Below are 13,718 nucleotides of genomic sequence, written 5' to 3'. Positions count from 1 at the left end.
ATGGTAAGGGCTCACCTCCTCTGGCATCAATTAATCATTACGGCCATTTAGGAAGATCATTACAAAACGGAGCAATTCAAACAAGGAAACAAGGGCCGCTGCGACGTACGTAAGAGCTGCAGCATTTAACACCTTGTTCACGCCTCTTTCTTCACTGCTTCTAATGATTCCTTCTGAAACAATGATATCTTTTGCACGAGAACTTGCATTAAACTCGACAGGCAATGTCACAAGCTGAAAAAACACAGCCGCTGAGAACAAAATGATCCCAAGCCCGATTAAGTTAAGGCTGCCGAGCAAGATTCCTCCAAGGAAAAGAAGCGGGGCAACACCAGATGCAAAGTTCACGACAGGGAAGATCTTATGTCTCAAGACAAGCGCACCATAGGATTCCTGATGCTGCAAGGCATGTCCAACCTCGTGTGATGCGACTGAAATGGCCGATATGGAATGACCGTAGTACACAGGTTCAGATAAGCGAACCACACGCTGCGTCGGGTCGTAATGATCAGTCAAAGTTCCTCTTACCGGTTCAACAGGCACGTCATATAACCCGTTGCGATCTAAAATATGTCGAGCGGTTTCCGCACCTGTTTTCATACTGGATGCTTCAACCTTTGAATACTTTTCAAAATTATTCTTTACTTTAAATTGTGCCCAAAATGACAATCCCAATGCGGCAAATGTTAAAAAATAAAAAAACAGCATGCTCATCAGCTTCCTTTTTATTTTATATATTTATTTACAATTTTAATGACTTTTATGTAACGTGTACAGAAAAAAGCACTAGGTCTTTTTAAGGGGAATAACCGCACCAATGAAAAAGAAGAACACACCTAAGCATGCTGTATAAAAGGTCACTGTTCCGTATAGGTCTTGAAAAAAGTGCAGCCATGAAAAATCACTCATAAAATGATTCACAGCATTTAAGTCAAACACGAGCAAGATCACAGCTGATGATAAAAAGTGCGCACCGATAAAAAGAAGTACGGTCTTTTGAACGAACGACATTCGCATTCCCTCCTTCTTCTCTCTTATTTTAAGATATGGGATCTGTTTCAATACATGACGAAGATGAAAAAATGTTCCTCAATCGGGCATACTGACATTAGCAGTCTCCTGAAAGGAAGAGTCCGATGAAATCAAATCGTATCTTTATCGCTTGGCTAAGGTGGCCACTCTATCTTCGAATTGCCATCATCATCTGTTTCTTGCTTCTTTTTTTTGGACAATTAATCGTTTTGCTTGAACCGAAGCAGTATCATACGATCTTTGATGGGATCTGGTGGGCGCTCATTACAGTCTCTACGGTAGGCTATGGTGATTTTGTGCCGCAAACCATGCCTGGACAAGTAGCGGGTATGGCTCTGATTTTGATCGGCGCAAGCTTTGTCACAGCTTATTTCGCCACGCTTGCCGCCGCTGTGTTCAGCAAGCAGCACCATTATGTAGAAGGAAAGGTCGCCTTTAAAGGGAAAGGACATCTCATTATCGTCGGCTGGAATGAGAAAACGAACAAACTGCTTCAGTCGTTTCAAACAATTGATCCAGCTATGCCGATTGTGCTGATTGATGACTCCTTGAAGGAAGGGCCGCTTTTAGAGAATGTTCATTTTATTAAAGGGCATGGCACCGAAGATGTCACACTTCGCAAAGCCAATATTACCGGTGCAGATGCACTGATGATTACCGCAGATCAGCACGAAAATGAAGTGACAGCTGATATGCAGAGTGTTTTAACATTACTTGCAGCAAAAGGATTAAACCCTTCGCTATACTGTTTAATTGAAATCTTAACAGATCGTTACGTGAAAAATGCCGAGCGTGCTGGAGCCAATCAAGTCATTCATACCTCTGATGCAGTCAATCATTTAATGGTCGAACATTTTCTTCTAAAGGAACAGTTCAAAGCGTTAAAGAAAAAAAGCCATATGACCTTGCATAAACACGTCACCATCATACCGGTTCCAGCTTCGTTAGCCGGAGAAACATTCTTAACAGTGCTCCATCACTTTTTAGAGCATCATGTGATCATTGTCGGTGTACAAAAAAAAGAAGGACCCATGATGAATCCTCCCTTTGGATATGAGCTTCATCCAGAGGATGAACTGATCAGCCTTTAAAGCAGTGCGTCTTCTAATTCCTTGACGAGTGAAAAGCCAATCTCAGTATAAGCTTTTGATACATCTCCATCTTTCTCTTTTGGTTCTTGGAATTGATTAAAGGATGCTCCCACATTTCCAACCATCGCATGATCATCTAACTTATCTTGATATACATGCTTTAAGAGAAATGGATCTCCCATTTTCACCACAACGCCTGGCTGATCCAGCTGGCCTTTTTCGGCTGTAAAAGGAACTCTGAGAAAAGTATAGCCATCACGGTTATCAATTTTATAATCAAAGTACCCGTGATCATAATCCCAGTTGCCATTAATGACATAACCGAGCGGCTTCATGGTCTCTTCTAAATGGTAAAGTGAAAAGCTTTCACCAGGCAGCCTGGATGGTACATGAATCATACGAAACCCTCCTTTTTGTATAATAGGGTTCGTTAAAGAGAGGAATTCATACATCTACCTCTCGTGATTTGTACATTGTTTGTAAAGCAGCATCAAATAAGCTTTGATTGGATAATTGATTCGTCTCGTTCACACTGCCAGCACCTTCAGTATCTTTGACAGCACTCATAGAACAAATACGTCCGACATTGCCAAAGTTGACGATTGCCTGGCCAGAAATATCGTGAATGTAAATATGATTCGTTCTCATGTTTCACTCTCCTCTACTCATTATTCTATGTACAGAGCATGAGAAAGCTTGCACAGGAACCATGAGAAAACAAAAAAGGCACACCCTTATCAAAAGGTGTGCTTTTTCATTCTTACGATTGTTTTAGACGGCTTTCAAGCTCGGCTTTTTTCTCTTCGAAGCCTGGTTTTCCTAATAAAGCAAACATATTCACTTTATAAGCTTCTACTCCAGGCTGGTCGAATGGATTGACGCCTAGTAGATATCCAGACATCGCACATGCTTTCTCAAAGAAGTAAACGAGGTATCCGAATGTATAAGCATCCATCTCAGGAATTGTGACGATAAGATTCGGTACTTTTCCATCTGTATGAGCAAGCATCGTTCCTTCAAATGCTTTTTTATTAACGAAATCAACCGTTTTTCCTGCTAGATAGTTCAAGCCATCAAGGTCTTGTTCTTCTGCTTCAATGACAAGCTCATGGCGAGGTTTGTCTACATTGACGATTGTTTCAAACAAGTCTCTTCTTCCTTCTTGAACATATTGACCAAGTGAATGAAGATCTGTTGAGAAGTTCGCAGATGAAGGATAAATTCCTTTTTCATCTTTTCCTTCACTTTCACCGAATAATTGCTTCCACCATTCTGCAAAGTATTGCAGGCCTGGCTCATAGTTAATCAGCATTTCAATCGTTCTGCCTTTATTGTAAAGGACATTACGGACGACAGCATATTGGTATGCCGCATTCTCAGAAAGCTCAGATGAAGCGAAGTCTTCGCTTGCTTTTGACGCGCCTTCCATCATCTGATCAATGTCTGCACCGCTCACAGCGATTGGCAATAGACCAACTGCTGTTAATACAGAATAGCGTCCACCTACATCATCAGGGATGATAAATGATTCGTAGCCTTCTTCAGTTGCTAATGTTTTCAGTGCACCGCGTGCCTTGTCAGTTGTCGCATAAATACGTTTTTTCGCTTCTTCAGCACCGTATTTTTCAATGAGGAGCTTTTTAAAGATGCGGAACGCAATCGCTGGCTCTGTTGTTGTTCCAGATTTTGAAATGACGTTAATAGAGAAATCTGCATCTTCCAATAGATCCATCACATCTGTTAAATAAGAAGAACTGATGTTGTTTCCAATAAAGATGATTTGCGGCGTCTTGCGTTTGCCTTTTGGCAGCGTGTTATAGAAAGAGTGGTTCAAAAATTCAATCGCCGCACGTGCGCCGAGATAAGAGCCGCCGATTCCGACAACAAGCAAGACATCAGAGTCAGACTTAATTTTATCTGCACTTTTTTTAATGCGGGCAAATTCTTCGCGATCATATTGCTTCGGTAAGTCAACCCAGCCTAAATAATCATTGCCTGCACCCGTTTGTTCATGAATATTATGATGGGCCACCTTCACAAAATCTTTTAAATATGTAAGCTCATGTTCTTGAAAGAAAGGTAACGCTTTCGAGTAGTCAAATTGAATATGTGTCATCGCTTGTAAGCCCTCCATTACGTTAGTTCTGTCCCTTTCACTTTAGCGGAACTAGCTATTGAAATCAAGTGATCGTCACTGGCATAGCAAAAAGCCGTTTCTCTCTATGAGAAACGGCAAGCAGGATTATAAAGAAGCTTTCAAAATAGAAAGAATGTCATCACGACTAAGTTTCATAAAGTTACCAAAACCACCGTATTCCATTTCTTTCGCCGCAATGTCGGCAATTTTGTCCAGCTGATCTTCACCAATGTCATAATCCGCTAAACGACTTGGTGCACCGAGGCTTGTCCAGAAGGCTGACAGCTTGTCGATGCCTTCTAATGCGATATCACGATCTGATTTTCCTTCTGTCTCGATGTCAAACATGTTCAGCATGAGGTTTTTAAAGCGTCCCACATTGTGATCGAGTGTATGACGCATCCAATTTGGGAAGAGGATGGCAAGTCCGCCTGCATGCGGAATGTCATAGACAGCCGATACCGCATGCTCAATCGTATGGGACGCCCAGTCTCCAAAGTAGCCCATTTGCAGCGTGCCATTTAAAGCGATCGTTCCTGCATAAAGGATCGTTTCACGGTGCTCATAGTTTTGTAAGTCTTCAAGCAGTTTTGGTGCTGTCTCGATGACTGTTTGAAGAACAGCAAAACACATTCGATCCTGTAGCGGCGTGTTTTTTACATTATGGAAGTATTGCTCGAAGACGTGGCTCATCATATCGACCATGCCGTACACCGTCTGGTTTTCTGGCACAGAATATGTATGCTCAGGGTCTAGAATGGAAAAAGCAGGATGAGTGACTGAACTGCCCCACACATATTTTTCATTTGTTTCCCAGTTTGTGATGACAGAGTCTGGATTCATTTCTGAACCGGTTGCTGCAAGTGTCAGTACTGTGCCAAACGGCAATGCTTTTTGAGCGGTTGTTTTCTTAGAGATAATGTCCCACACATCTCCGTCATACTCTGCTCCGGCTGCAATCGCTTTTGTACAGTCAATCACACTGCCGCCGCCAACAGCTAATAAGAAATCAATTTTTTCATTTTGGCAGATGTCGATTCCCTTTTCCACTGTGGTAAGGCGCGGGTTTGGTTCAACACCTGACAGCTCAAATACTTCAGCTTCTGCTTCATTTAACGCGCTGATCACATTGTCATAAAGACCATTTTTCTTAATGCTGCCTCCACCATATACAAGTAACACTCGTTTTCCATAACGAGCGAGTTCGCTCTTTAGTCCTTCTAGTTGTCCTTTTCCAAACATTAATTTCGTTGGATTATAGTAAATAAAATTTTCCATCTGTTGATACATCTCCTTACAGCGTATATATCCAAAAACATGAAAGACTACTTTAACATATGTACACGTCGAACTCAAAAAAAGATAACTGCTCGAAAGCAGCTATCTTTTGGTTGTTCGATTATAAAGAAGCATTCAAAATGGCTAGAACATCTTCTTTGTTTAGCTTTTTAAATTGACCAAATTCACCGCGTGCCATTGCACGGTCTGCAATTAAATCAATTTTCTCATCGTTGATATCATAGTCCGCTAAACGGCTTGGTGCACCAAGACTTGTCCAGAAAGCTGACAATTTGTCGATTCCTTCTAAGCCCACTTCTTCGTCTGTTTTGCCCGCAGAGTCCACATCGAATACACGTACCGCTAATTGTTTAAAGCGGCCTGGGTTTTCCTGAATGACATGCTTCATCCAGTTCGGGAACAAGATGGCAAGTCCGCCGGCATGAGGGATATCATAAACAGCAGATACCGCATGCTCAATGTTATGAGAAGCCCAATCACCGCGTGCCCCCATTGACAGCATTCCATTAAGGGCAATGGTGCCAGTGAATAAGATGGTTTCACGCAGCTCATAGTTCTCTAGATCGTTGATCAGCTTCGGTGCTGTTTCAATGACCGTACGAAGAAGCCCTTCACACATACGGTCTTGATAAGGTGTATTTTCCGTGTGATGGAAATATTGCTCGAACACATGTGACATCATGTCAACCATGCCATAAATCGTATGGTTTTTTGGCACAGTGAATGTGTTCACTGGATCAAGAATAGAGAATTTAGGGAAGACTGCTGGACTTCCCCAGCCATATTTCTCATTTGTTTCCCAGTTTGTGATCACTGATCCAGAGTTCATTTCAGAACCTGTTGCAGCAAGTGTTAACACAGTACCGAACGGAATAGCTTCCATTGGGACATGCTTACGCGTCACGATATCCCAAGCATCTCCATCGTACTTCGCTCCAGCTGCGATCGCTTTCGTTGCATCAATGACACTGCCGCCGCCGACTGCCAAAATAAAATCAACGTTGTTCTCTTTGCAAAGCTCAACCCCTTTTCTTACTGTTGTTAAGCGCGGGTTTGGCTCAACACCAGCAAGTTCAGTGATTGCAGCTCCTGATTCTTTTAGGATGCTGACAACTTGGTCATAAAGGCCGTTTCGTTTAATACTGCCTCCACCATATACAAGTAATACGTTTTTTCCGTAGTGTTTGAGTTCATCTGAAAGGGCTGATACTTCTCCCTTTCCAAACATTAATTTCGTTGGGTTCCAATAAGTAAATCGATCCATTTGATCTCCTCCTCGCGCTACATTATGCGCCTCAATCATTCCAAAAGTAAAGTAATTTGCTTTAATCCATTTTCTTACGCATAGTTTGGCTAAAAATCTGCAAAATATAAATGTATTGATGCTGTAGCGAAAGGAGGAATCACGATGAGTGCTATTCAGCGTATTGCCCTCGTGCTCACGATTATCGGTGCTATTAACTGGGGACTAATCGGCTTTTTTCAATTTGACTTAGTAGCAGCGATCTTTGGCGGACAAGGCTCTGCATTATCACGTATTATTTATGGTCTTGTTGGAATTGCAGGTCTTGTTAACCTTGGTCTATTGTTCAAGCCAAGCGAAGAAGCTGTTCGCCGTGACGAGCCGAATCCAGAGGTTCGCTAAACAAAAAGACATAAAAAAGGCCGCCTATACGAGGCAGCCTAAGGCACCGTTTGAAGCGGTGCTTTTTTTATTTCTTGATAAGATCTTTACGGTTAGATTGCTCAATCCACTCTTCAAGTTTATCTTTAAGTGTATTGAAACCTTGTGGTGCAGCAGCTTCTTCTTTCACTTGCTGTGGTCTTTGTTTCTTTGGTTTGCTTTCTTTTCTTTCAGGTGCATCTTGTGTAGCACGGATAGAAAGGCTGATTTTACCTGCTTTTTCATCAACAGAAAGAACTTTTACTTGTACTTCGTCACCAATTGAAAGGTGCTCGTTGATGTCTTTTACAAAGCCATGTGTTACTTCAGAAATATGCACAAGTCCTTGAGTTTCTTCATCTAATGCAACAAACGCACCATACGCTTGTAATCCTGTTACTTTACCAGTGTAAACACTGCCTACTTCAAACTTTGTCGCCATGATAACAACTCCTAAATAAATGTTTTAATATTCGTTTATACGCAATTAAAAACTATATCACAGAACGGTCAGTTACGCAAAATATTTTTTAATTGGGTTTAGATCAGTTCAAAAGGGGGAATACCTGAAAACAAGAATGCTTTCTAGTATTCCCCCCTAATTTGAGAGGCATGAGTCCTAATGGATTGATGCCTTTTTTTATTTTATGATGACAGGTGCTTCTTCTTTCACTTGTCGTTCCTGCAAAAAGCGCTGGATTCTTGAAAGTGATTCCTGAAGATGGTCAAGAGACGAAGCATATGAACAGCGAATATGACCTTCACCACTCGGCCCGAAGACATTACCAGGGACAACGGCTACTTTTTCACTCAGGAGCAGCTCCTCGGCAAATTGTTCTGACGTCATGCCCGTCGTTTTAATGGACGGGAAAGCGTAAAATGCGCCGTTTGGCTGGTGGCATGTCAGCCCCAGTTCATTCAAAGAGCCGACAAACAAATTACGGCGCCTTCTGTAGCTTTTCTTCATTTTCTCTACATCTTCAAGCCCATTTTTCAAAGCTTCTTCTGCTGCATATTGTGCCATAGCGGGCGCACACATCATAGAATATTGGTGTATTTTCAGCATAGCATCGCGCAGTACAGGTGGTGCTGCCACATATCCTAAGCGCCAGCCTGTCATGGCAAACCCTTTTGAAAAGCCTGAAATCAGGATCGTTCTTTCCTTCATATCTTGAATTGCCGCTACGCTTGTAAAAGCTTCATCGTACGTCAGCTCTGCGTAAATCTCATCCGTGATAATGAGAAGGTCATGCTCTTTTGCAAAATGAGCAATATCTTCAAGCTCTTCCTTTGAATAGACAGAGCCAGTTGGATTTGATGGTGAGCAAAGCAGGATCGCTTTTGTCTTAGGCGTCAGCTTCGTGCGTAGATCCGCCGAGTCTGCTTTGAAATCTTTTTCAGCCGAGGTACTTAAATAAACAGGTACTCCGCCTGCAAGTGTCGTAAGGGCCCCATATGCTACGAAACAAGGCTCTGGAATGATCACTTCATCCCCGCTGTTTAAAATCGCACGAAAGGCCAAATCAAGTGCCTGGCTTCCGCCAACTGTGATAATAAGTTCTTCTTCAGGACTGTAGTCAATGTGAAACCGCTTATATAAATAGTGGCTCAGTTCTTTTCGCAAAGATAACAACCCTGCGTTCGCCGTATAAGAGGTAAGCCCTTGTTCTAATGACATAATACTTGCTTCTCTGACATTCCAAGCTGTCACGAAATCTGGCTCGCCGACACCGAGGGAAATGACCCCTTCCATTGTGGCTGCCAAATCAAAGAATTTCCGAATACCTGACGGCTGAATGCTTTGTACCGTTTCAGATAAATAAGACTTTTTCATTTAAGGAGACACCACGATTCTTTTGTCATCGTCTCCTGTTTCAAACACTTTCCCATCATGTTTATATCTCTTCAAAATAAAGTGGGTAGTTGTTGAAACCACGGAATCAAGTGTCGATAATTTTTCAGATACGAAGCGGGCAATATCAGACATAGATCTTCCGCGGATCACAACAGATAGATCATAAACACCTGACATGAGATAGACAGACTCCACTTCCTGAAAGCGATAAATACGTTCAGCAATTTCATCAAATCCGACGCCTCTTTTTGGTGTCACTTTTACATCAATCATTGCTGTGACGCCTTCATGACCATCCACTTTACGCCAGTCAATCATGGTTGAATAATCAATAATGACTTTTTGATCTTCTAGTTTTTGAATAATGGCTTCTGCTTCTTCTGTTGTCACGCCTGCCATTTTTGCAATTGTATTTAAATCGGCGCGGCTGTTTTCATCTAAAATCTCTAATATTTCAGTTTCTTTTTCTGTTAGTTTCATTTGATTTCACACCTCAGATTGTAAAAGCTAGTTTTAAAAAATCTTCTGAACATTATAGCACGTTTTTCCCATTATGCTAAGCAGGGAAAAGATGCTAACCATAGCTTAAAATCCACTTTTTAGGGTACAATACAGTCACCTAACAGAGAGAGTATCAAGTATCGGAGTGATGAGTGTGGACTTTGTTCAGCCAGCTTATATGAAAAGTAAATTCGGTTTAGATATCTATTATGAGCACTATCCAAATAAGGGAAAGAAAACATTGATCTTAATTCACGGACTCTTCTCTTCTACCTTCAGCTATCGAAAGCTCATCCCGCTTCTGAAACAAGACTTCAATTTAATTGCAATCGATCTGCCGCCGTTTGGACAGTCCGAGAAGTCGAATACGTTTATTTACAGCTATCGCAACATGGGAAAGATCATTATTGAGCTAGCTGGTTACTTGCAGATTCAGCATGCGATCCTAGTGGGTCATTCGATGGGCGGCCAAATTGCTTTATACGCTGCATCTGAACGGCCAGACCTATTTGAAAAGGCGGTACTTTTGTGCAGCTCAGGGTATTTAAATAAATCAAAGAGATCGCTTGTTTACAGCACATATATTCCTTATTTTTATCTCTATCTTAAAAGAAAGCTCTTGAAGCAAGGCATAATGAAAAATTTAACCGCTGTTGTACATGATCATTCCATCATTGATCAAGAGATGGTGGACGGATATTTAAAGCCTTTTTCTGATGATCAAATTTTCCGAGGAATTTTCCGCTTGATTCGGCACCGGGAAGGCGATTTGACCTCGGATGTCCTAAAGAAAATGGAGACACCAGTGCTGCTCATTTGGGGTGAGGAAGATCGGATCGTTCCCATTCAAATAGGAGAAAGACTGCACAAGGATCTGCCAAACTCGACCTTGCATGCATTAAAAAAAACCGGGCACCTCGTTCCTGAGGAAAATCCGGTCTTTGTGTCTGATCAAATCGGACATTTCAGCCTGTCTTAGCGTGTGCAGGAGCTGCTGTCTCGTATGACGAAAAGCTGATTCGCTATATGTTGACAGCTTTCGAAAGGCAGGAGCTGCTCAAATGAGTGATGATAAATGGCTTGAATGTCTTTTGCTAAAGATAAAGAGTCTTCTGCGTCGTATAATGCACTGATGACGTCAGCAGGCTCCGTTTCATAAAAGTCCTCTCCATATTGAAAAGGGTCCCATGCCTTAATAAGTTGAATCATCTCTTCTACAGCTTGACTATCTTTCATCGGTATCACCGCTTATAATAAATTTTGTGATGTTTATTTTAGCACAACCAACAATGGTTGAAAAACGGCTAGAGGTGGGTTTCATGAATTTCGACGAACAGATCATACGTAAAGGTTCAAAATCAGTGAAATGGGACCAAGCAGAGTCTTTGTTCCTGACAACAGATGCGCTGCCGATGTGGGTGGCAGATATGGATTTTAAAGCGCCGCAGGTCGTCCTTGATGCATTGAAAGAGCGATTGGATCATGGCGTATTTGGCTATGCCTTTCAAGACCAGGATACGCAGCAGGCAGTAGCCGAATGGCTCAAAAGAAGACACGGGTGGTCGATTCAGACAGAAGCCGTCACCTTCACACCAGGGATTGTCACGGCACTTAGTTTTGCTGTCCAAGCCTTTACAGCACCGAATGACGAAGTGGTCATACAGTCACCAGTGTATACGCCTTTTTATCAAATGATTGAGCGAAATGGACGTACAGTCTCAACCAACCCTTTAAAAATAGAAAACAACCGCTATCTTATGGATTTTGATGATTTAGAGAAAAAACTGAGCAGACCAGAAGCGAAGCTCATGTTCCTTTGTCATCCGCATAATCCGTCCGGAAGAGCGTGGACAAAAGAAGAATTAAAGCGAGTAGGAGACTTATGTGTCAAGCACGGTGTCACAGTCGTTTCAGATGAGATTCATTCTGATTTGATGCTATACGGAAAGCCGCATGTGCCATTTGCTAGTCTTTCTGACGACATAGCACATATCACAGTGACGTGTATTGCACCAAGTAAAACATTTAATTTAGCTGGCCTCCAAGCATCTGCCATTATCATTTCCGATGAAGAAAAAAGAACCCTTTTCACCAATGAATTGCAAAGAAACGGACTAGCCAAACTGAATGCATTTGCGATTCCTGCGATGGAAGCAGCATACCGCCACGGGGATGAGTGGCTCGATGCACTTGTTCTTTATCTCGAAAACAATATAAAAATGGCGATGGACTATATTGACGAACACCTTCCAAATATACGTTATATGAAACCAGATGCTTCTTATTTATTGTGGCTGGACATTCGGGATTATCAATTCAGTCAAGCGGAATTGAAACGGAATCTGCTGAAAAAGGGCAAAGTGATCCTAGAGCTTGGTCACGTGTACGGACACGAAGGAGACGGCTTTATTCGGATGAATCTAGGCTGTCCTGCTTCAACAGTCAAAGAAGGATTGAAACGCCTTCATCAAGCGTTCACGCGATCATCTGAATAAGCCCTATACGATCGAAAGAACATCCTAACGGGTGTTCTTTTTAAAGAAAAAAACCCTCCTTTTATCATATCTACTTTGTACATGAGATGATATAATGAGAGGAATTACAATTATTTACGAGGAGAGCATTTAAATGGAAATGTTCAAGGATTTTCTGCTCCATGTATCTTTTATTCTATTTCCAATCTTTTTATATCATGCGCTATGGCTAAGCCGGACCCCTGCTCATTTCCCAAAAACGAATAAACTGCTCATCACAGTATTCGCATCCATCTCTTCAGCACTATGTATTATATATCCAGTTGGTTCGATTTTAGATTTGCAGACTGGGCTTCAATCCATCCCTCTTGTACTTGCCATTTTATACGGAGGGTACACTGCTGGGATCATCGCCATCTTGATAAGTTCCATGGTCAAATTCGTGATGTATGGCTCCTTCTTATGGGTTGGACTCATTGTTGTTCCGATTTACTTTTTCATCCCATTTCTGTTCTACCGGAAATGGCGTCAATATTCGAAGCTGAAAAAGCTGATGTATGGAGTGCTTATCGGTTTTTCCAAAGGATTCTTTATTTACATTGGACTGTTTGCGGTCAGCTTAATGGAATACAGCCCAGCCTTTATTATGCAGCAAAAGTTACTTGAGTTATTTTTCTCAACCCTTTACTACATATTCTTTCTTGTGCTAAGTATCTATTCCATTGAATTCGTCAAAGAAAATGCGCAAATGAGAACACAGCTCGTCCAGTCAGAAAAACTGACAATTGTAAGTGAACTCGCTGCAAGCGTTGCCCATGAAGTACGCAATCCGCTGACAGTGGTGAGAGGCTTTATCCAATTGCTCTTTTCTAGTGACAATACAAAAGAGCCGTCAACCAATAAAGATTATAAAAATCTCGTTCTGTCCGAGTTAGACCGGGCGCAGGATATTATCACGAGTTATCTTGACATTGCGAAACAAAACTATTATCAAATTGAATCTCTCAATCTATCTAAGTTACTAGAGGAATGTGCATCACTGATGACATCCTATGCGAATTTCAAATCAGTCACGATTCATCAATCCATTGAACCAGACTTATACATTCAAGGTGATGAAACGAAGATCAAGCAAGTCATGATTAATTTAATCAAAAATGCGATCGAAGCAGCCCCAGAACACGAAGGGGAAATTGAACTTTTTGCTTCAAAAGAAAATCATAAAATATGCCTTTGTTTCGTGGATAACGGTGTAGGAATGACAGAAAGCCAAATGAAAAAGCTTGGCGAACCATATTACACCCTGAAAAATAAAGGGACTGGACTTGGGCTGACAGTGACATTTTCTATCATTGAAAATCACCATGGAACCATTCGTTTCAAAAGCTCGCTGCAGTCTGGTACAACCGTCACCGTGAAGTTTCCTGAAGATACAAGAAGAAAATGATCAATCCATTTTTTTTGTCCTTTTTTCATCTATCCGCTCCTGCTTCTTAGACGCACGAACGATCAGACGAAAGCAAATAAAAGCAGCAATGAAGAAAATCACCGTGGTGATTGCCGCTGGGATGTACTCCCTTTTATCTTCAGGAAAATACAGTAGAAAGAGTGCGATGAACGACAGCATTCGCCATTCCCCCTTTTGCTCGTTTACTTCACTATATTG

At 41.7% G+C, this 13,718-nt stretch carries 17 protein-coding genes; 5 read left to right on the top strand and 12 right to left on the bottom strand.

Translation table 11 applies throughout. The annotated features are described in order from the left end of the window. Positions 1-30: 30 nt before the first annotated feature. Together C6348_RS15325 and C6348_RS15320 are read right to left on the bottom strand one after the other, a co-directional pair. Positions 31-705: a zinc metallopeptidase gene (locus C6348_RS15325; protein ID WP_041816317.1), complete on the bottom strand. Its 675-nt coding sequence runs from the start codon at positions 703-705 to the stop codon at positions 31-33. 81 nt (positions 706-786) lie between these two features. After that, positions 787-1,011: a YuzI family membrane protein gene (locus tag C6348_RS15320; protein ID WP_060597199.1), complete on the bottom strand. Its 225-nt coding sequence runs from the start codon at positions 1,009-1,011 to the stop codon at positions 787-789. Positions 1,012-1,136: 125 nt separating this feature from the next. Between C6348_RS15320 and C6348_RS15315 the strand changes: the two genes are divergently transcribed. Next, positions 1,137-2,123 (top strand): potassium channel family protein, encoded by a 987-nt coding sequence (locus C6348_RS15315; protein WP_106043645.1) that lies wholly within the window; start codon positions 1,137-1,139, stop codon positions 2,121-2,123. Here the strand turns inward: C6348_RS15315 and C6348_RS15310 are convergent. From C6348_RS15310 to C6348_RS15290, 5 genes are all read right to left on the bottom strand, one after another. Further along, entirely contained in the window at positions 2,120-2,521 is a 402-nt protein-coding gene (locus tag C6348_RS15310) for a YugN-like family protein (RefSeq protein ID WP_034659780.1), read from the bottom strand. The genes C6348_RS15315 and C6348_RS15310 overlap by 4 nt on opposite strands. A gap of 46 nt (positions 2,522-2,567) precedes the next feature. Beyond that, complete coding sequence (locus C6348_RS15305; RefSeq protein ID WP_223251579.1) at positions 2,568-2,771, bottom strand: hypothetical protein; 204 nt, start codon at positions 2,769-2,771, stop codon at positions 2,568-2,570. A gap of 112 nt (positions 2,772-2,883) precedes the next feature. Beyond that, positions 2,884-4,239: a glucose-6-phosphate isomerase gene (locus tag C6348_RS15300; protein ID WP_106043644.1), complete on the bottom strand. Its 1,356-nt coding sequence runs from the start codon at positions 4,237-4,239 to the stop codon at positions 2,884-2,886. Between the two features lie 126 nt (positions 4,240-4,365). Next, positions 4,366-5,538 (bottom strand): iron-containing alcohol dehydrogenase, encoded by a 1,173-nt coding sequence (locus C6348_RS15295; RefSeq protein ID WP_106043643.1) that lies wholly within the window; start codon positions 5,536-5,538, stop codon positions 4,366-4,368. Between the two features lie 121 nt (positions 5,539-5,659). Then, positions 5,660-6,823, bottom strand: a complete 1,164-nt coding sequence (locus tag C6348_RS15290) for an iron-containing alcohol dehydrogenase (protein ID WP_106043642.1) — start codon at positions 6,821-6,823, stop codon at positions 5,660-5,662. 144 nt (positions 6,824-6,967) lie between these two features. Between C6348_RS15290 and C6348_RS15285 the strand changes: the two genes are divergently transcribed. After that, the gene (locus tag C6348_RS15285) at positions 6,968-7,204 is read left to right on the top strand and encodes a DUF378 domain-containing protein (RefSeq protein ID WP_003212952.1); all 237 of its coding nucleotides are present in this window, start codon (positions 6,968-6,970) and stop codon (positions 7,202-7,204) included. Between the two features lie 67 nt (positions 7,205-7,271). Here the strand turns inward: C6348_RS15285 and yugI are convergent, their stop codons facing one another. From yugI to C6348_RS15270, 3 genes are all read right to left on the bottom strand, one after another. Further along, positions 7,272-7,664 (bottom strand): S1 domain-containing post-transcriptional regulator GSP13, encoded by a 393-nt coding sequence (gene yugI, locus C6348_RS15280; RefSeq protein ID WP_034659784.1) that lies wholly within the window; start codon positions 7,662-7,664, stop codon positions 7,272-7,274. A gap of 198 nt (positions 7,665-7,862) precedes the next feature. Further along, positions 7,863-9,056: an aminotransferase gene (locus C6348_RS15275; RefSeq protein ID WP_066030476.1), complete on the bottom strand. Its 1,194-nt coding sequence runs from the start codon at positions 9,054-9,056 to the stop codon at positions 7,863-7,865. Beyond that, a complete protein-coding gene (locus C6348_RS15270; protein WP_003213765.1) occupies positions 9,057-9,557 on the bottom strand; it encodes an Lrp/AsnC family transcriptional regulator in 501 nt (166 codons plus the stop codon). Between the two features lie 175 nt (positions 9,558-9,732). Here C6348_RS15270 and C6348_RS15265 point away from each other — a divergent pair, with 175 nt between their 5' ends. Continuing rightward, positions 9,733-10,557, top strand: coding sequence for an alpha/beta fold hydrolase (locus tag C6348_RS15265; protein WP_034659788.1), 825 nt, complete (start codon positions 9,733-9,735; stop codon positions 10,555-10,557). Here C6348_RS15265 and C6348_RS15260 read toward each other — a convergent pair. After that, the gene (locus C6348_RS15260; protein ID WP_003213422.1) at positions 10,554-10,814 is read right to left on the bottom strand and encodes a YugE family protein; all 261 of its coding nucleotides are present in this window, start codon (positions 10,812-10,814) and stop codon (positions 10,554-10,556) included. The two genes, C6348_RS15265 and C6348_RS15260, sit on opposite strands and share 4 nt — an antisense overlap. Before the next feature lie 83 nt (positions 10,815-10,897). On the opposite strand from C6348_RS15260, the gene C6348_RS15255 reads away from it, so the two are divergent. Then, positions 10,898-12,073: a MalY/PatB family protein gene (locus C6348_RS15255; protein ID WP_106043641.1), complete on the top strand. Its 1,176-nt coding sequence runs from the start codon at positions 10,898-10,900 to the stop codon at positions 12,071-12,073. 133 nt (positions 12,074-12,206) lie between these two features. After that, positions 12,207-13,499 (top strand): ATP-binding protein, encoded by a 1,293-nt coding sequence (locus C6348_RS15250; protein WP_106043640.1) that lies wholly within the window; start codon positions 12,207-12,209, stop codon positions 13,497-13,499. On the opposite strand, the gene C6348_RS15245 is transcribed toward C6348_RS15250, so the two are convergent. Then, complete coding sequence (locus C6348_RS15245) at positions 13,500-13,679, bottom strand: hypothetical protein (protein ID WP_034659795.1); 180 nt, start codon at positions 13,677-13,679, stop codon at positions 13,500-13,502. Between the last annotated feature and the right edge of the window lie 39 nt (positions 13,680-13,718).

Source organism: Bacillus sp. YBWC18, assembly GCF_002998775.1.
Taxonomy (GTDB): domain Bacteria; phylum Bacillota; class Bacilli; order Bacillales; family Bacillaceae; genus Bacillus.
The sequence above is the reverse complement of the archived record's forward strand: the minus strand, read 5'-3'. Positions and strand labels throughout refer to the sequence as shown.